The 16432-nt window shown below is 40.2% G+C and carries 19 protein-coding genes; all 19 read right to left on the bottom strand.

Features of this window, described 5'->3' with window-relative positions; all coding sequences use genetic code 11:
- On the bottom strand, nt 1–313 hold a 313-nt coding region (locus NCY30_RS04815; protein ID WP_003061887.1), incomplete at its 3' end, for a DUF6442 family protein.
- A 144-nt stretch (nt 314–457) separates the two neighbouring features.
- Entirely contained in the window at nt 458–1369 is a 912-nt protein-coding gene (locus NCY30_RS04810) for a conjugal transfer protein (RefSeq protein WP_003062215.1), read from the bottom strand.
- A gap of 16 nt (nt 1370–1385) precedes the next feature.
- The gene (locus tag NCY30_RS04805) at nt 1386–2393 is read right to left on the bottom strand and encodes a bifunctional lytic transglycosylase/C40 family peptidase (RefSeq protein ID WP_003059774.1); all 1008 of its coding nucleotides are present in this window, start codon (nt 2391–2393) and stop codon (nt 1386–1388) included.
- The gene (locus tag NCY30_RS04800) at nt 2390–4600 is read right to left on the bottom strand and encodes a CD3337/EF1877 family mobilome membrane protein (RefSeq protein ID WP_003060083.1); all 2211 of its coding nucleotides are present in this window, start codon (nt 4598–4600) and stop codon (nt 2390–2392) included. The genes NCY30_RS04805 and NCY30_RS04800 overlap by 4 nt, the downstream gene beginning before the upstream one ends.
- The gene (locus NCY30_RS04795) at nt 4600–7050 is read right to left on the bottom strand and encodes an ATP-binding protein (RefSeq protein WP_003060327.1); all 2451 of its coding nucleotides are present in this window, start codon (nt 7048–7050) and stop codon (nt 4600–4602) included. Before NCY30_RS04795 ends, NCY30_RS04800 begins: the two co-directional genes overlap by 1 nt.
- Nucleotides 7028–7426, bottom strand: a complete 399-nt coding sequence (locus NCY30_RS04790) for a conjugal transfer protein (RefSeq protein ID WP_016729278.1) — start codon at nt 7424–7426, stop codon at nt 7028–7030. The genes NCY30_RS04795 and NCY30_RS04790 overlap by 23 nt, the downstream gene beginning before the upstream one ends.
- Nucleotides 7427–7534: 108 nt before the next feature.
- Nucleotides 7535–8038 (bottom strand): antirestriction protein ArdA, encoded by a 504-nt coding sequence (locus NCY30_RS04785; RefSeq protein WP_002323345.1) that lies wholly within the window; start codon nt 8036–8038, stop codon nt 7535–7537.
- A 17-nt stretch (nt 8039–8055) separates the two neighbouring features.
- A complete protein-coding gene (locus tag NCY30_RS04780; RefSeq protein WP_003062492.1) occupies nt 8056–8559 on the bottom strand; it encodes an antirestriction protein ArdA in 504 nt (167 codons plus the stop codon).
- Nucleotides 8478–8774, bottom strand: coding sequence for a hypothetical protein (locus tag NCY30_RS04775; RefSeq protein ID WP_008687105.1), 297 nt, complete (start codon nt 8772–8774; stop codon nt 8478–8480). The genes NCY30_RS04780 and NCY30_RS04775 overlap by 82 nt, the downstream gene beginning before the upstream one ends.
- A 90-nt stretch (nt 8775–8864) precedes the next feature.
- Nucleotides 8865–9284: a nuclear transport factor 2 family protein gene (locus NCY30_RS04770; RefSeq protein ID WP_003060053.1), complete on the bottom strand. Its 420-nt coding sequence runs from the start codon at nt 9282–9284 to the stop codon at nt 8865–8867.
- Nucleotides 9285–9351: 67 nt separating this feature from the next.
- Nucleotides 9352–9573 carry a hypothetical protein gene (locus NCY30_RS04765; RefSeq protein ID WP_003060793.1) on the bottom strand — a complete coding sequence of 74 codons (222 nt, stop codon included), beginning with the start codon at nt 9571–9573 and terminating at the stop codon, nt 9352–9354.
- 1 nt (nt 9574) lies between these two features.
- A complete protein-coding gene (locus NCY30_RS04760; protein WP_003061156.1) occupies nt 9575–9709 on the bottom strand; it encodes a DUF3789 domain-containing protein in 135 nt (44 codons plus the stop codon).
- Nucleotides 9710–9722: 13 nt separating this feature from the next.
- Nucleotides 9723–10919: a MobT family relaxase gene (mobT, locus tag NCY30_RS04755; protein ID WP_250818527.1), complete on the bottom strand. Its 1197-nt coding sequence runs from the start codon at nt 10917–10919 to the stop codon at nt 9723–9725.
- A gap of 182 nt (nt 10920–11101) precedes the next feature.
- A complete protein-coding gene (locus NCY30_RS04750) occupies nt 11102–12496 on the bottom strand; it encodes an FtsK/SpoIIIE domain-containing protein (protein ID WP_195388411.1) in 1395 nt (464 codons plus the stop codon).
- 71 nt (nt 12497–12567) lie between these two features.
- The gene (locus NCY30_RS04745) at nt 12568–13458 is read right to left on the bottom strand and encodes a sensor histidine kinase (protein WP_442873329.1); all 891 of its coding nucleotides are present in this window, start codon (nt 13456–13458) and stop codon (nt 12568–12570) included.
- Nucleotides 13459–13469: 11 nt separating this feature from the next.
- On the bottom strand, nt 13470–14297 hold the full coding sequence (locus NCY30_RS04740; protein ID WP_021739604.1) for an ABC transporter permease subunit: 828 nt from the start codon (nt 14295–14297) through the stop codon (nt 13470–13472).
- The gene (locus tag NCY30_RS04735; protein WP_250818525.1) at nt 14290–15204 is read right to left on the bottom strand and encodes an ATP-binding cassette domain-containing protein; all 915 of its coding nucleotides are present in this window, start codon (nt 15202–15204) and stop codon (nt 14290–14292) included. The genes NCY30_RS04740 and NCY30_RS04735 overlap by 8 nt, the downstream gene beginning before the upstream one ends.
- Nucleotides 15205–15293: 89 nt before the next feature.
- Nucleotides 15294–15956, bottom strand: coding sequence for a response regulator transcription factor (locus tag NCY30_RS04730; RefSeq protein ID WP_028088146.1), 663 nt, complete (start codon nt 15954–15956; stop codon nt 15294–15296).
- Between the two features lie 82 nt (nt 15957–16038).
- On the bottom strand, nt 16039–16422 hold the full coding sequence (locus NCY30_RS04725) for a YdcP family protein (RefSeq protein ID WP_055297303.1): 384 nt from the start codon (nt 16420–16422) through the stop codon (nt 16039–16041).
- Nucleotides 16423–16432 lie beyond the last annotated feature (10 nt).

Here is a 16432-nt window from a genome sequence, read left to right as displayed (position 1 = left end):
ATAAACCTACCATTAAAAATTTATAAAAGTAATACCCCATAAATAGAAAAAAGAATAAAGCAATAACAAATTTGGATTTATTTTTTGAAATATGTGCTTCATAACCCATAGAGCCAAATGCCACAGACCCAATAATTGTCATTATGTCATAGTAAGGTTCTTTACAAACTGCTTTAATGAAAAGAATTAAAATGCAGATAAATAAAACAAACATTAAGCCAAAAGATTTCCCTTGAAGTTTAATATGTTTTTCGTATTCATCAAGATATAGATTCTCTTTTTTGTTTTGTGATAGTATTTTTTCTTTATCCATTATATAACGCTCCCTTCAAATAATACCAAGTACACTTGTCATTTATATTATAGCATTCGGTCATTACAAGTCAATATTTTTGCACAGTTTTCTTGTCGTTTTGTAAAAGCGTGCAAATCTGATAGGAAATGCACGCTATATCATTTATCCTACAATCTTCCAGTTACTATCCTTATGTAGCACAAGCTCATACTGCGATACCTGCGTCGCTTTTGTCTGATTATCAATGAATTTTACCGCAACCTTGACTTTCACATTGTCGCCGTCCTTTATAAAGATAGGGTTTACCAGTTCAGAATAAAGGTAGTCCCTGCCGATAGGTTCAATCACATTTCCCAATACATAGTAAGCAAGCTCTTTTTCCGTCGCTGTTGGGTACAGCTTAAAGAATGTTTCCAGAAAAGCGGTAGCGTCATTTACCGTATCAGCGTCCACGCTTGCGTCTGCTTCTGGTGTCTTAGGCTCATAGTCTGATTTTTCAACTGCTGGTGCAAGGGTAGGGTTTTGAACGATTACCATATCCCCGTCTGCGTCCACATAGACTTTTACAGTATAGGTTGCTTTCACATTGCTTGTCTGTTCTCCCTCTTTTATCTGCTGATCTACTTCGTAGGTAGCAGAAAAAGTGTCCGCTCCCGATTGCTCGATATGCCATACAATCACATCTGTAACCGTGGAGCTGGTCGGTATATCGGTTCTAATGGTGTCTACATTTAAGTCCTGCAATTCCTTTGTCAGATAACCGCTGATTGCCTGCGTCCTTGCTTCGATAGCTTCTTTGCTGTTATCCCATGTGTAATAGGACTTCGCAAAGTTTTTCACGAAATTTTCTATCCCGTTGGTGTCCTGCAAGCAAAGTTCAATGATTTCTTTTTCATGGGTGGTGTGCTGGTCGATAGCCGTAAAATTCTTATACACCCCAAAGCTCACGCTTGCGACAAGCACCACCCACAACGCAATCACGGTTTTCTTATGTGTGCCTACCTTGACAGTACGCACCTTTTTTTCTTTTGGTTCTTTGATAGTTTCTGTCTGTTTCTTATTCTTCTTAAACATATTTTTCAAGTCCTTTCTATTGTTTTACTCGTCCTGCACCGATTAAGTGCTGTTGCCAGTAACTACTACTTAGGTCTGCATATCCTATCGGGTCGCCTGCGTGGTACATCTGTGTCGGCGAAACAAGAATACCGACGTGTGTTACATACGAACCAGCGTTATAGGTGGAATGGAAAAACACCAAATCGCCTGCTTTTGCCTGCGAGAGTGGCAGATGTTGGGTTGCGTCATACTGTGCTTGTGCTGTTCTCGGTAAGGAGATACCAGCTTTTCCATAGCACCATTGCGTCAATCCCGAACAATCAAAGGAAGTATTCGGGTTACTGCCACCATACACATACTTCCAGCCTTGATATTTCAACGCTTCATTCATTACCTTTTGTGCCAGTTCTCCCGATACCTGCGGAACTGCTAAATACTGATTGACTACTTCCACATAGAACATATTTCCATAGCCATACCGCCAGCCCCCATTCTTAGCAACGGCTATCGGGTTGGTGTAGGTTACTTTCTTTCCACCCGATTTCTCACGGGCGAAGCTCTCTGCAAGATTAAAAGTGTGTTTTTTTCCTTTTCCTGCCACATATCCCACATAGCCACCGCCATAGTTATAAGACTGTATCGCTACATTCAAGTCGTCGATACCTTGATTTTTGCAGGAAGAAAGCAGGGACGCAAAATACTTACACCCCTGCTTGATTGAGCTTTCCGTATCTAAGGAATTAGGCGGTAAACCAAGACTTTCCGAACTCTGCATAACATCTTCTGCCGTACCGCCACTTTCTACTTGAATGATAGCAAGTAACACATTGACATACTCGGAGATACCGTTTTCTCTGGCGTATTTTTCTACCATAGGCTGATGTTTCAAGACTTCTGCGGATAGGTTCATACCCGTAATGCCAGAAGAAAAATTGCTGTTCTCGTCGTCGCTGTCCGCACTAATGAGGACGCCAAAGAAAAGCACCAGAGAAAAGAGGATAGGAAACAGACTGCCAATGATAGCGATATGTTTCAGTTTCATTTTTTCTTCTGTCCTTTCTTCGTTACAAGGTTACGGGTTTTCTCTATGGTCTGCTGGTTCTTCTGGACGCTCTGGGTCTGCTGAACCTTTATCCTGCGGTCTTTGGTGTCATTCTGGCGTGTTTCCTGCGATACCACTTTTTCTACATTCTGCCTATGTACTGTCTGTGTAGGCTGGGGTGCTTTCTTATCAGAAGCACCAGAAGATAACGGACGCTCTTTGATAACATTTGTCTTGACTGGCTCACTTGCTTTCGGAGTTGGAGCTGTGGCTGGGCGTTTGACTTCCTGCATTTTTTCAACACTCGGCTTTGGAATGGTTGAAGCTGTGACTGGTCGCTCATGGGGACGGGTAGCTCCCGTTGTCGCTGATCCGTCAGCCTTTCGCTGTACCTGCCTTGCTTCTTGTGCCTTTTGAAGCTCCATACGTTTGTCAGCGATATTTTTCTTACGCTGTTCCTGCTTTTCCAAGCGTCCCGTCTGTCTGGACTGCTGTTCCTGCACCATGCCACGCTTGAAGTCGGACACGCTGGACTTTGCCTTTTCCTTTGCGGAATACACCGCATAAGCGGTCTGTGTCGGCATATCCTTGATATTCTCTTTGACAGCGTTTGCCTTGTCTTTCACTTTATTTTTCGTATCTAAAACAGCACCGACTTTTGAACCTGCACGCTGTCCCATGCTGGAAGTGGTATTGCCCCGATTTTCTTTAGAAGCCGTATTTTTTCTTTCGGCTCTCTTGCCAGCAACGGCACTTCCAGCCACCGCACCAGCTACACCGCCCGAAATACCGCCAGCACTTACCGCCCTTGCAATACGGTGTTCCATACGCCTAGCCCGATGTCGCATAAACAGATACGGTCTGCGGAATATGCGTCGTCCCATGCTTTGACTGTCGCCAGCATTAAGTGAGAACATACTCATTAAGTCGCCCAGCTTCATGTAGATACCAGCGAAACATACTATCTGCAAGAACGCCACCATAAAGAATGGGTAGTCTGTGGAAATGTTGTAAAACATACTGGAAATACTAAATGCCACCGTTACAATGAGCGTTATTCCTGCCCGTGTCATTATGGTATTAAATACTCTCACGATTGCCTGCTTTGCCATGCTTTCATAGCTCGGTATCATGGAAAGTAAAAAACTGATAGGTAAAAACATTGCAAAGATAATAAAAAGTATCTGGCTGAACAACATCATGCCCGTAAGCAAGAATACAAATATCGTGATACCCAAGTTAAAGAACAAGAGGAAGAACACCATACCCAAACGGTTCACGACCTGCGGTATTGTCAGATTGTTATTGTCGTTGTCCTCGATTTCTGTTTTCACGACTTCCTCTCTGGTTTTCCCGTCCTCGTCCTCTGGACTTGCCGATACGAGAGCTTCTACACGGTCTGTCCCGATTTCTTCTGCGTTGCTGTTCCCGAATTGAAGCAAGAGCCACGGCTGTTCCACTTGAATAGAAAATAGGCTGTCCCGTATCAAGTCCACGCTGTCCTTACCCTCGCTGTCGGAGTTAGGGAGCATGATTTTTGTTCCCAAATCCAAAGAAGCGGTACTGATGTCTGATGAAAATTCATTTATCTTCTTGATATAGTCGGGAGCATAAGCAATAAATGAAGCGGACAGCACGAACACCACCACAAAGTTGATAACAGCGTGAAGTGCTTTGCTGGTTTCCCGTTTTATCAGTCCCGTATAAGCAACGTACATTCCCACCACTAAGATAATGAGAAGCAGGAAACCAACATAGAAGCCCGTAGAAGAAAAGCCGTTCTCGGTAACGCCTGCAAGGGTCTGTATGCTCTTTCCGATACTGTCTGCCATATCATTGATGAAGTCCAGCTTATAGGCTTCCTGCACCACATAGCCCGTTGCATTACTCAAATACAAACTGATAGTCCAGACAAAGTTGGTAATGCAGTACAGCCCGTATTGTACCGATTTTCCGATACCGTCGAGCCAGTTCCACGGAAGCCACGACCAGCTATTATCGACGAAAAAATCAAGCTGGTAGTTGGAAAGGGGATATTTTGAATAAAGATTTTCTGCGTTTATGGTATCATCTACAAGCCCCGTCGCATGAGCCACCGTCCCCAAAAGTGAAAGCAGGATAAGGGAGAGTGCCACCACGAACAGAGCCATTTTGAGAAAGTGGAAAATCTTCTTTTTTGTGAACACACCTTTTATCCTTTCTTTCATCACTCCACCTCATTTCTCTGTACGGGCGGTCTGGTATCAAAGGCGTGTAGCAGTTCTTCAAAGACTGGGTGTATCTGCACCACACCGACACGCCCGTATAAGTCCTGCAATAAGCATTGTCCGTTCTCCAAATCACGCAAGCGTTTCTGGTTGTTCTCATCGTCCTTGTCGATACCGAAAAACTCTAAGGTCTGCTTTATCTCGTTTATATCCGTGCTTCTAAATGCAAACTTTAAGCCGATATTGTTTTTCAGACTTTCCTTTGACACGTCATAGGCAGACTGGGTAACGAAATAAACGCCTGCCTGCATAGCTCGCCCAGCACGAACCAGCTTATTTGATAAGGTTTCTCCTTGTGCCACATTTAAGAACGCCCACGCTTCGTCTAAATCGACAATCTTAAAAATACTTCTGTCCGAATGGATAAAATCAAGGGCAAAGGTACTAATCACAATCAGCATAGACACAGACAACAATTCAATGGTCGTGTATTCTTCAAAAGTGGTATCTTTATCTGGCAGTACAAGGTCGGCTACTTGAATGATATTGAGCTGATTATCCAGACTGATAGCATTTTCTACCGTACCGTCTGAAAACAGCAGGTGTGCAAAGTCGTAGTCCGTGAAGCTGTCGATATGGTCTGCGATATTTCTTGATATGGGCGTATCTTCACGGCGTAGCTCGTCTATCACATGGAGCAAGCCCCGACTGTCGCTCTGGGTAACGGAGCGTACTGCCTTACGAAGTACGGGGAATTTTTCGCCGTCCCTTGAAGAAATACCCGTAAGGAATGTTAAGATGTCGATTGCCAGACTTTCAGCGTCTTTTACATTCTTCATAATCACAAACGGGTCAAGAAGCCCTGCATTGTCCTTATCGCTGGTAAGATTTACGATATTGATTTCATGTGCAATCTCTGGGAGCGTTTCTTTCCAGTTACCACGCTCACTTTTAGGGTCTAACAGAAGTGCTTGACCGCCAAACAGCACCGCATAATATACCAGAAGATTGTTACAGAACGATTTCCCACCGCCAAGCGAACCGACAAAAGCAGACGCTAAAGCGTTGGTAACTGTACCTTTTACACCTTGACTGGCAAGGGACGGTTGCAGGTACACATTTCTTCCCGTATCAACAGAATAGCCCATATAGATACCCGTAGTTTCTCCTAACTGCTGTGTCGCACCAAAGCCAAGCCCAGCTAAAAAATCTGATTTTACATACTGCACATAGTCATTGATATATCGCTTGCTGGCTGGTAAAAATTCAGAATGAAGCCCCAGCATATCCCCAGCAGGACGCACCAGCTTTACATTGAGGTCGTCGTAAAAGTCCTTGACTTCATCACAACGGCGTTTCAGCTCGTCAAGATCGGGTGCAGACACCCGTATGACGTAGCTTAACTTATACATACTTTCTTTTGTCTGGTCTAAATCAGTTTCCAGCTCGTCCACGCTGTCTAAAGCGTCCACCACATTTGAGCTGGTTTCACTTCCTGCTTGATAGGCGTGATTATCAAGGTCTTTCAGTTCCTTTTTCTTGTTGCGGACGGTCGTTAATGCTTTCCGATTTTCCACGATTTCTACATTCATGCTCGTATCAACGGGGAATGTGAATTGCTGTTGCTGGAAATAGAAGATTTCAGACGACGGAAAATCAAGCTCTCCTACAATCGCATTGACGGTAAAATAGGACACATAGCTTTCCTTGTCCTCATGTTCCAATCGTAAATACCGCTGGCTTTCCTCAATCACACACCTTGTCGGACGGATAAGGTCGTAGTATTTTATCAGCGTCTCTTTGTTCAATTTTTTCTTTGGTAGCTGGTACTCATAATCTTCATAAGCGATACCGTCCCTGCCGTAAAGATGTTCCATGAGATACCCAAAATCATGGATTTCCAAGCGACGCACCTTAAAGCGACGGGAGATTTTATTTTCCAGTAACTTTTCCATTTTTATGTAACGGTTGATTTCATCATTCGGCATGGAAACAAAATCATTCATCAGCGTGTGGTTCACTTCATGGAGAAATTCTGTGAACGTCAGCCACACCGATTTTTTGATGTTCTTCAGATTGAGCTGTTCTTCCGTAACCATGAGCTTAAAGCCAAGAAAAAAGCGGTAGTCCACTTGATTGTCCCCAATCATAGATACTAACGCTTCGGTCTGTTCGTCTATCTTCTGGCAGGCAACTTCCTTTAATTTTCCAGTTACCAGCTTCTTTGACTGTTCCTGCATACTGCGGATTGAGCTTTCTGTGGCAATCTGCAACGCATGAATTTTACCCTCACGGGACTGTGCGATAAGCTGTCGGAAACTGTCATGCACGATAAATTTCTGCTCTGCGGATAGAAAAGAATAGTTGTATGGTATCAGCTCATAGTAGGCGAACACCTCATTGTCCTTGTTCCAGACAAGGTTATTGTCAATATATTTTATCGGGAACATCGTTCACACTCCTTACTGCCGTGATTGTTTCATTCAATATCTGCTTATGCAGTTTTACGGCTTTTCCTGCATAAGTGATTTTTGGTCGCAGGGCATAGGTTATCTGTGATTTCAAAAAGCTGTACGGCTTCTTTCCGTCAAAGGTTTTCTGCGACATGAACCAAGTGAGAGCAACGGGAATACCAAAGTATTTGAGAAATGCTCCCTCAATCATGGAAAGTGGGGGAATATCCCCAAACAGAATGATGATAAATTCCGTAATCACAAACCATGTAATCTGTGTAAAAGTAACGGGAAAGGGTAAGTTAAAGTCATTGATTGCATACAAGACTTTTTCCACGTTCCAGATACCCGTGTAGCTTTTAATCTTTTTCAAGTTCTTTCAGCTCCTTTCAAAATAGAAAAGGACAGCCATTTTCAGACTGTCCCTTAAAAGAGAAATACGCTGTCAGTAGCAACAATGCTTGTCGCTGATCTTCCAGCGTTAATATGGTATCTCGCACATACCTCGGCTTGTTTCAATAAAGCAACCGCCCATATCCAAATCTCGCCCGTAGGCTTCATAGTCAATGTAATTCTGTAAGCTGGGTGGAATGTCCCCAAGTGCCTGCAATTCGTCTATGTAGTAGTAGGCAACATCTGTCATGGTTTCACAGTCGGGATAATAGTAAATATCGTCCTTATGTTCCACGACTTCTTCCAGCGTCCCGTAGTGGCTGATAAATTCGTCCAGACACTCTACAATATAGTCGGGAAGTTCCTCTATCATTTCATACATCTCATTGAGTTCTTCAATGGAAACATACTCGCCAATCGCAATGGGAAAGTTGTCGGTATCATGGATAGCGTATTCCTCATACTGTTCATTCAAGCCGATTTTTTCTTTCACATCTTCCTCGTCAATGGGGAACGTGAACCAAGCACCGACTAAATAGCCCTCATTGTATTTGCCAAGATTAGCAATATAAACCGCCATATCATCAATCATAAGCACCACCTCATTTCCTACTCTGGCAGTTCAAAGATACCGTGTTCTGTTACTAAAAATTTCCCGTGTTCCTGCAAGTGAGAAGCGTAGGCTTCAAAGTCAAAGTAGTATTCTTGACAGTCCTCGGATAAATGCTTGAACATCGGGTCGTTCATCAGCTTTTGCCTTGCAACATCTATCATGCTTTTACAGTCGGGATAAACAATAATCACGTTCCTGCAAATATAAAGTGCTTCTAAATTTTCAAACACCGTAAGTAGTGATACATATTCTTCCTGCATATCACTTGAAAGCTGGCGGTACATAAAATCTAATTCGTTGAGCTGGTACACGCTGGTGTGTTCGTGGACTTCATCAGCATAAGGCAACACCTTTTCGATAATACGATAATCCCCACTTTCTGCACCGATACCTAACTTTTCTTCAAACTCGGCAACATCTATCGGCAGGTCGAACCAGTATGATATTGTTTCTTCGCCAGTTGTTCCTCTCGTTTCCACCAGCACCCTTGTTTCCTGCATTGTTCCTCACGTCCTTTCTGTTGCTTCATCACATCTTTTAAGCTCTGGTACGACATACCAAACACATACTTTGAAAAATCTTCTAACTGTTTTATATCATAATTCGTAAGCGGTAATCGCTTCATTTCATGCCACACTTTACGCTTGTAAGAGGGCAGGTTAGAAATATAATCACAGCCGACGTTTGCCTGCATATCCTTAAAAATATCGCTCATTTCATCACTCCAATCTGATTTTAGGTAAGAAAAAAGCAGTCAATCCTAAGACTAACTGCTTTATGTATATGGATATAATTTGATTAAGTTTTAAAACCAGTTTGTTTTTTCATCTCTAAATTGAGGGTTATCGCTGTGTTGATATGGATTATAGTTATTCAGATTGCAACCATATTCTTTTAATGATTTGATTTTGTTATCTTCTGTCCATTCAATTAAGGAAATACCGTCAAATTCTTCAACGCTTCCCGTATTCATTTCATTTTTAAAATACCATTCTACGACAGTTTGATTTTCTTTATGAAAGAACTGTTTAATATCCCAAATAATGACTTTACCACGAGTATTCCATTCATTAAACCAATGTTTTACTGTTTTAAGATTTTCATATTTAGGACACCAGCTTTCCGTATAAACAACATCTTCTGTAAAAATTTTATCTATTCCTAAGTCTTGCTGTTTCAACCACATATCAAACCATAAACGAATAATTTTTTCTCTCTCATTCAAAATAGAACACCTCGATTACTTCTTTTTTCACATTATAGCACCCATACATCAGCCCCACAATAAAATTTTATGCACCGATAATCTTATTGAACAGCTCTAACAGTACATCTTTCACACCGCCAGCATTGAATACCAAGCCGACAGCAATCAAGGCAACTACCAAGAAACCGATAAGTTTTGAAAACTCACGCTTGAACCCTAAGTAGATACCGATAACCACAATCGACATAAGCACTAAGCTCTGTGCGTTGCTTAAAAACCATTGATACAAATTTTGCCCGAAATTCATGTTATTTGTCCTCGCTTTCTTTTAATTTCTTCATTTCATAGTCAGCTCCTTTGCCAACACTTAAAATACACATCAAGGCTACGCCGATACCCGTTCCAACAGATACCAGCAGGAAGTCTTTCAATAATTCCCACATTTTTTCATCACTCCTAACTTTCTACTAAATCTTTTGCAGGGGTCGTCTGCTGTTTGATTATCATTTCATGCTTTTCTGTGAGCTTTGCCTGCTGTTCGATAGTTTTCATGTAGTCTGTTCCGTTTCCCTTATCAATCCTTTTCAGCATTTTCAAGGTCGGTGCTACCTGCCGTTGTACCCACCGCAATGTACGGTCTAAGGTGTAAGGCTCTGGCTTTGTCGTCAGCATCAAGCTCTGTCTGTTATCGCCGATAAACCACGCCCAGCGGTCATTGAGTTTCCAGTCATTTTTTCGCTTGTCTGCTTCTTCATCAACAAACCGCACATACTGGTTGATGATAGAAAAGGCAGTCTGCTCTGCGTCATAATAGGTCAGCAAATCTCGTACTGCATAATAGGCACGTTCATTTCTAAGCCGTATCTCAAAACGGTTGATAATGTCGGCTTCTTCCAGCGGTGTCCCTAACTTGACGTACTGCTCATAGTCCTTTTCATAGATACAGAAATACACATCTGATTTTAGCGAACCAAGATAAAGGGTGCGTCCCATATATTCTCTGTCGTCCTCTCTATGCTTGATAAGCTCGCCCGACTGATAAAACTTATAACTTCTGGACTTTCCGATATATTCCCGTTTCCTGCATTTTTCCGCAAGCTCTGGAATATCCAAAATACCCGTATGGTCGTTGATAGCAAGGTCGATACGCTTCATCACGCCACCGTCTATGAGTGCGTCCATGAGAAAGTCATACCAACTTCTTTGTTGTGCCAGCAGGTAACTTTCAAACTGTCGGCAACCACGCCCCTTTAACTCTAAAAGGACACCTTTTTCTTCGTCAGCCGACGTATAGATAAAGATGTCCCCTAAAGAATAATGCTCCGTATAACTGTAATGTCCGTAATCTTCATGGAGCATATAATTGATATTCAGTTTTAATATATCTTTGATGATGTGCTGTATATCCAGCGTGGGAAAACGAATTTTCACATAATCAAACAGCATGGTAAGCGGTACTTCTGGATTGAACCTTGCCAGTTCCTTATGCAGAGTTTCCAGAAGTTCCTTTGACGGCTTCATTTTTCCACTTTCTATCTTGTTGAAATATTCCCTTGTGATACCAGAAGCCACCGCCAGCCTGCCTTGTGAGATACCGTAAGCAATCCGTTTCTCCCGTAATTCTTTTATCCGTTGTTCTTCATTCAGAACCATACCCCCAATCTGTAAAGTGTGAAGTTTTTTAAGGCGACTTCACAGCCGATTTTTGCTAGAAAACCATGCCAGAAGCCTTATGTTTCCTATGTTTTTTGTCTATTGTCTATTTGCAAACGTACCCCTCTGTTAGATACCGAGGGGTTTTACCTGCTGGCGTGGCTTCGCCACACCAGCAACGGCTAGTCCGTGCCGTCGCCTTTCGCTTCGCACGTCGCCGTCACGTCCTGCCTTGCTTGTGCAAGAGAACCGATAGTCTGCAAAAAATCATGTCCTTTCGGGACTAAAGGCGTATAAAATTCACTTATAACACTTGTTCCCACATCACAATAGCCACGCCCCTTGATACGCTTCTGGAAAAACTGCTTTTTCACATCTGAACCAAACAGCATACCGTAACCTAATTCGCTGATACGCCCAAGTCCCACACGGAAATTGAAGTTATCTCTGATACCGTCCGAGAAATACTTTGCGTCTGGACGCTGGCAGGCAACGATAAGGAAATAACCTGCTTGTCGCCCTAACATAACGATTTTCTTTAACTGGCTAAGTAGGCTCACGCTTTCTTTTGTCCCCAGTATTTCAAAAAATGCCACATATTCATCAAAGATAAGAAAGCAGGGTGGCAGTCCCAGATAGGCGTAGTTTTCGCCCGTCTTATAGTTCGGGTGTCGCTTCATTTCCTCGCTTCGCTGTACCATGCCGTCATAAAAGGAATTAACGCAATCAATCATTTCTTCTTTGGTATGGTAGACATTCGGCATGACTGTTCCCAAGTCTGCAAGGTCGCTGTTCTTAGGGTCTAAAATGTAAAGGATAGCGTCAGTATGCAGTAGGGCTTCAATGAGCGTCAGCAGAAAATAGGTTTTACCGCCACCAGTCCCACCAGCGATAAGGGCGTGAGGGAGTGCGTCATATTCCCAGACAAGATTTTTCATCAGCTTTAGACAGCCGTTTTCTGCCCGTACTTCATCAATGGTAATACGGTTCGCTATCATATCATAAAGCAGAGTATATTCGATATATCCGTCATGCAAGGTCTTGTCGGTCAGCTCACAATACAAACCACTTTCCAATTTATCCTCTAACCGTAAAAGCTGGTCTTGATATTTTCCCAACGTGATTTCACAGCGGATATGGAGCAGTCCCTTTTCCATTTGATAATAAATCTTCGGAAACCAGACGATTTTTTCCCTTGATCTGCTTTGCAGGTCAGTAAAAAAACCGCTGTCTTGTACGGTATCGGCTTCATACCACTTATTTTCCAACACCATTCTTGCCAGCTTTTGACGGTGCAGGAGCTTCTTGAAACTGTCGTAACAGAAGCGGTAATACAGAAAAGCGACCAATACACAAGCACCAGTCGCTATCAGTATGGTTATGAAGTTGTAAGGGGAGAGTGTCAAGCCATTCTCTAACAAGCTGAAATGCTCCCAATCGGTACGCATGAGCTGTTTCATATTCAGTAGCAGGAGAACCGCCACAAATATAAACAGAAGCGTTCCTATGGAAAAATGGTAAACAAGGTGCTTGTCGCTGGCTCTGATACGGTGTCCTTTATTCCAAATCTTACGCATAAATCAATCACTCCTTTCTGGGTACGAAAAAAGCAGTCAATCATAAGACTAACTGCTATAAAAAGTTATTTTCACAAATCAAACACAATGCAAATATTAAGCATTTCATTGTTATACTCGGCTGAAATTGTACCATTCATCTTTTCAACTAATGCTTTTGAAATAGACAATCCCAGTCCAGTTGAATTTCTAGCATTATTAACTGTATAAAATCGGTCAAATAATTTTCCAACTTCTATTTCAGTCAAATTTGAAGCATGGTTTATAAAATGAATTTCTCCATTTTCAAATAATGTAACTTCTAAATCACCATTACTGTACTTGACCACATTATTCAATAAATTTGCAAATATTCTTGATAATGCGGAACGGTCAAGATTACGAACTATCTTTTTCTGTGGAATGATAATCTTAGGAGAAATTTGCTTTTCTTTTAAAATTGTATAAAATGAAGCGATACTTTCCTCTAATACATTGTTAATAGTAATAGGTTCAATTTTTAAATCTTCTTCTGAAGTTAAAATCACAGAATAACGAAATAATTCTTCTGTTAGTTGTTTTAGCATTTCTGTACGATTTTTTATGACAGCAATATATCTATTCACTTTTTCACTTTTTTCTTCTTGTTCAAGTAAATCCAAATAGCCATATATTGCGGTTAGCGGTGTGCGTAAATCGTGAGAAACATTTGTAACAGCATTTTTTAATTCTATATCGCCTTTTTGAAATTTTCTGCGTTCAGCTCGGAGCTTTCGTAGCTGGATATTTATTTCATTTGCTAAATGACACATATATTTATCGTTGCTTGAAATATCAATCAGAGTATTACTATCGGTTATGAGCTTTTCAGCGAATGAACATTCTATTTCTTTTGCAGATTTTCGTAATAAATGTATCTTGATAAGTAACAAGACAATCACTAAAATCAGTCCACTTATGAAAATCCATAACCATAGCATAATTTTTCACTCCTTTACTTTAAATCTTTTTTCTTGAAAATCCAAACACCTGCACCAGTTGTAAGTATAACGATTACTAAGGAATATATAGGCAATCGTGTTAAATTAACAACTTGCATTGTTGAACATTGAATTGCTTGACCGCCTGGATTTACATCATAAATGAATTGCACAATTTCTCGTTTTGTTCCGTCTAAATATTTTGGATTTTCCATTTCTTGAGCTGTGTTTTCTCCATTTTCTCCTATCGAATAAGCTGGAATAGTTTTTGGAGCGTCCAACATTCTATTACACATTGCACCAGCAAACAAAAGCCCAAATGAAAATAGAATACAAGCTACTGCAATAATAGCTTTATTTTGAGAGAGCATTGCTACAAGTGTGAAAAGAGAAGCAAATGTAACTGATAAAACCAAGACAGTTATTCCTATCATTACAATCATTTTCATATCAGCAACAAAAAATCCAAGTAAAGGAATTCCAACGCTGAGATACGGAACAAAAAACACAATACACATTGTAATTGCAATAATAGAACAAGTTACCATATTTGATAAATAAATAGTTTCTCTTTTCTGTCCTACGATAATTTTGTTTCTGATTGTTCCGTCATTATGTTCTGTACCGATAAAAAGACTACAAAATACAGCAAGAATAATTCCTATGAACAATGCACACATGAAAAATCCATTGTCAAGATTATTGATATATCCAGACTGTTTCATATCCCTATATCTCAATAGTGGGCTAGCTATTCCAATCACAAACATAAAAGCTAATGAACCCCTAAAACATTTATTTTTCCTTAATCGAAAGAAATTAGCAGATAATAATTTATTCATGTCTTGCACCCCCTACCAAGCTAACAAAATAACTTTCTAAACTTTCATCATGTTCATGTATCGAAATAACTTCACAATCTTTTTTGGATAATTCTGTCGTTAATTTTGAAATATTAACTTTTTCAAAAATATCCGCTTCTGTATTAGAAGGTATTTTATATTCAATGTTCATAGTGTCTAAAACATAAGCAAGGGTTTTTGTGCTTGATACTTTTAAATGAGTACATTTTCGGCATTTACTTTCCAATTCAATAGAGCTAATCTGTTTTATCATTTTACCATTGTCAATAAAGCCATAGTATGTTGCCAGTTTTGATAGCTCGTCTAATATATGACTAGAAATCAAAACGGTAATTCCATGTTCTTGATTGAGCTTCAAGATCAATTCCCTAATTTCTATAATTCCTTGTGGGTCAAGTCCATTGACTGGCTCATCAAGAACGAGAAAATCTGGCGAACCTGCAAGAGCAACCGCAATACCTAGTCTTTGACGCATACCAAGAGAAAAATTTTTTGTTTTTTTATTTCCCGTATTTTCAAGACCAACTAATTTTAATATTTCGGAAATTCCATCATCAGAGGGAATACCTAATACTTTGTATTGCTCCTTTAAATTTTCATACGCTGTTAAATCAACATAAATTGACGGTGTTTCTACGATTGCTCCCATTCTGCGACGAGATTTTGTAATGTCCTTATCTATGTGCTTTTTGCCATAAAGAACATAGTCGCCAGATGTAGGCTCTTGTAAACCACATATCAACCGTATAAGAGTTGTTTTGCCTGCTCCGTTTTTGCCGATAAGACCATAAATCGAACCTTTAGGCACATTCATTGATAAGCCGTTGAGTGCTTTAAAATGCCCGTAGTTCTTACATAAAGAATTTGTTTTAAGAACATATTCCATGATTTTTACCTCCTGTTTTCTGATATAGTTATTCTATCTTGTAAGAGTAAAGAAAACGGTAAAGAAAACAGTAAAGAAACAGTAAAGATTTATTCTGTTCTCATTTTAAATCCAATTCCCCAAACAGCTTCAATATAATCTTTTCCACTTATATCACGAAGTTTTTTTCTTAAATTACTAATGTGCATTTTTAATGAGCTTTCAGTACAGTCTGGTGTGTCCTCACTAATTTTTTCTAAAAGAAATGACTTTACAATAACTTGCTTCGGATTTTGTATTAACAATTTCAAAATAGCATATTCCGTTCTCGTCAGTTTTACTTTTTTGTCCTCTATGAACACTTCATAAGTAAATGTATCCAATGTAATATCTTCAAATTCTAATGTTCTGTTTAATGAGGGTGTTTTAACTCTAAGTGCAACAGTAATTCTTGCCAATAATTCTTTTGTATCAAAAGGCTTAGTAACATAATCAACTGCACCACCAAGTAAAAGAGATACCTTATCTTCAACATCTACTTTTGCACTCATAACAATAATGGGAATATCTGATATTTGTGGTAATAATTCTTCCCCAGACAATCCCGGTAACATTAAGTCTAGCAAAATCAAATCTGGTTTTGTATCTGCTAAAAATAATAATGCTTCTGTACCAGAGTAAGCATGGGAAACCATATATCTTTCATGTACTAAAACTTCGTCCAACATTTTGTTTATATGAATATCATCATCAACAATTAAGATATGCTTCATTTTCATCACTCCATTATATTTGATATGAAATAATTATACCGTTATGCAGTATGCTCTACAATATAATTTTTACTCGGCAATCCTATTTTTTCTGTTGTCCCTGCGGTGTAGGGTTCTGTGGATTACCTGCGTTCTGATTGCCTTTATTCTTCAACACAATATCCTCTGCCTTTACATACCAGTCCACATCTGCACCTGTATAGGTTTTTCGTGATACCGTATCGGCTACTGGATTGACAAGTTCCACAACTGCATTGTACGGAAATTCCCTTAACGGTACTTCTGGCGGTACGGACACGGGGATAATTCCACCATGCAGACTGCACTTCAAATCATAGATACGCTTTTTAAGCTGGGTACTCGGTGTCCCGTCCTCATTCTGCAAGAACACATCACGCACCGCTGTAAATTTTAATTCTCCAAATGTTTTCTCTTTGTCAATAACAAACCCGTTTGATAATCTCATAAATGCTTCA

This window comes from Dorea sp. MB18-49, from assembly GCF_023669465.1.
GTDB lineage: Bacteria > Bacillota > Clostridia > Lachnospirales > Lachnospiraceae > Dorea_A > Dorea_A longicatena.
Note: the sequence above shows the minus strand (reverse complement) of the source record. Positions and strands in the feature narration are given on the sequence as shown.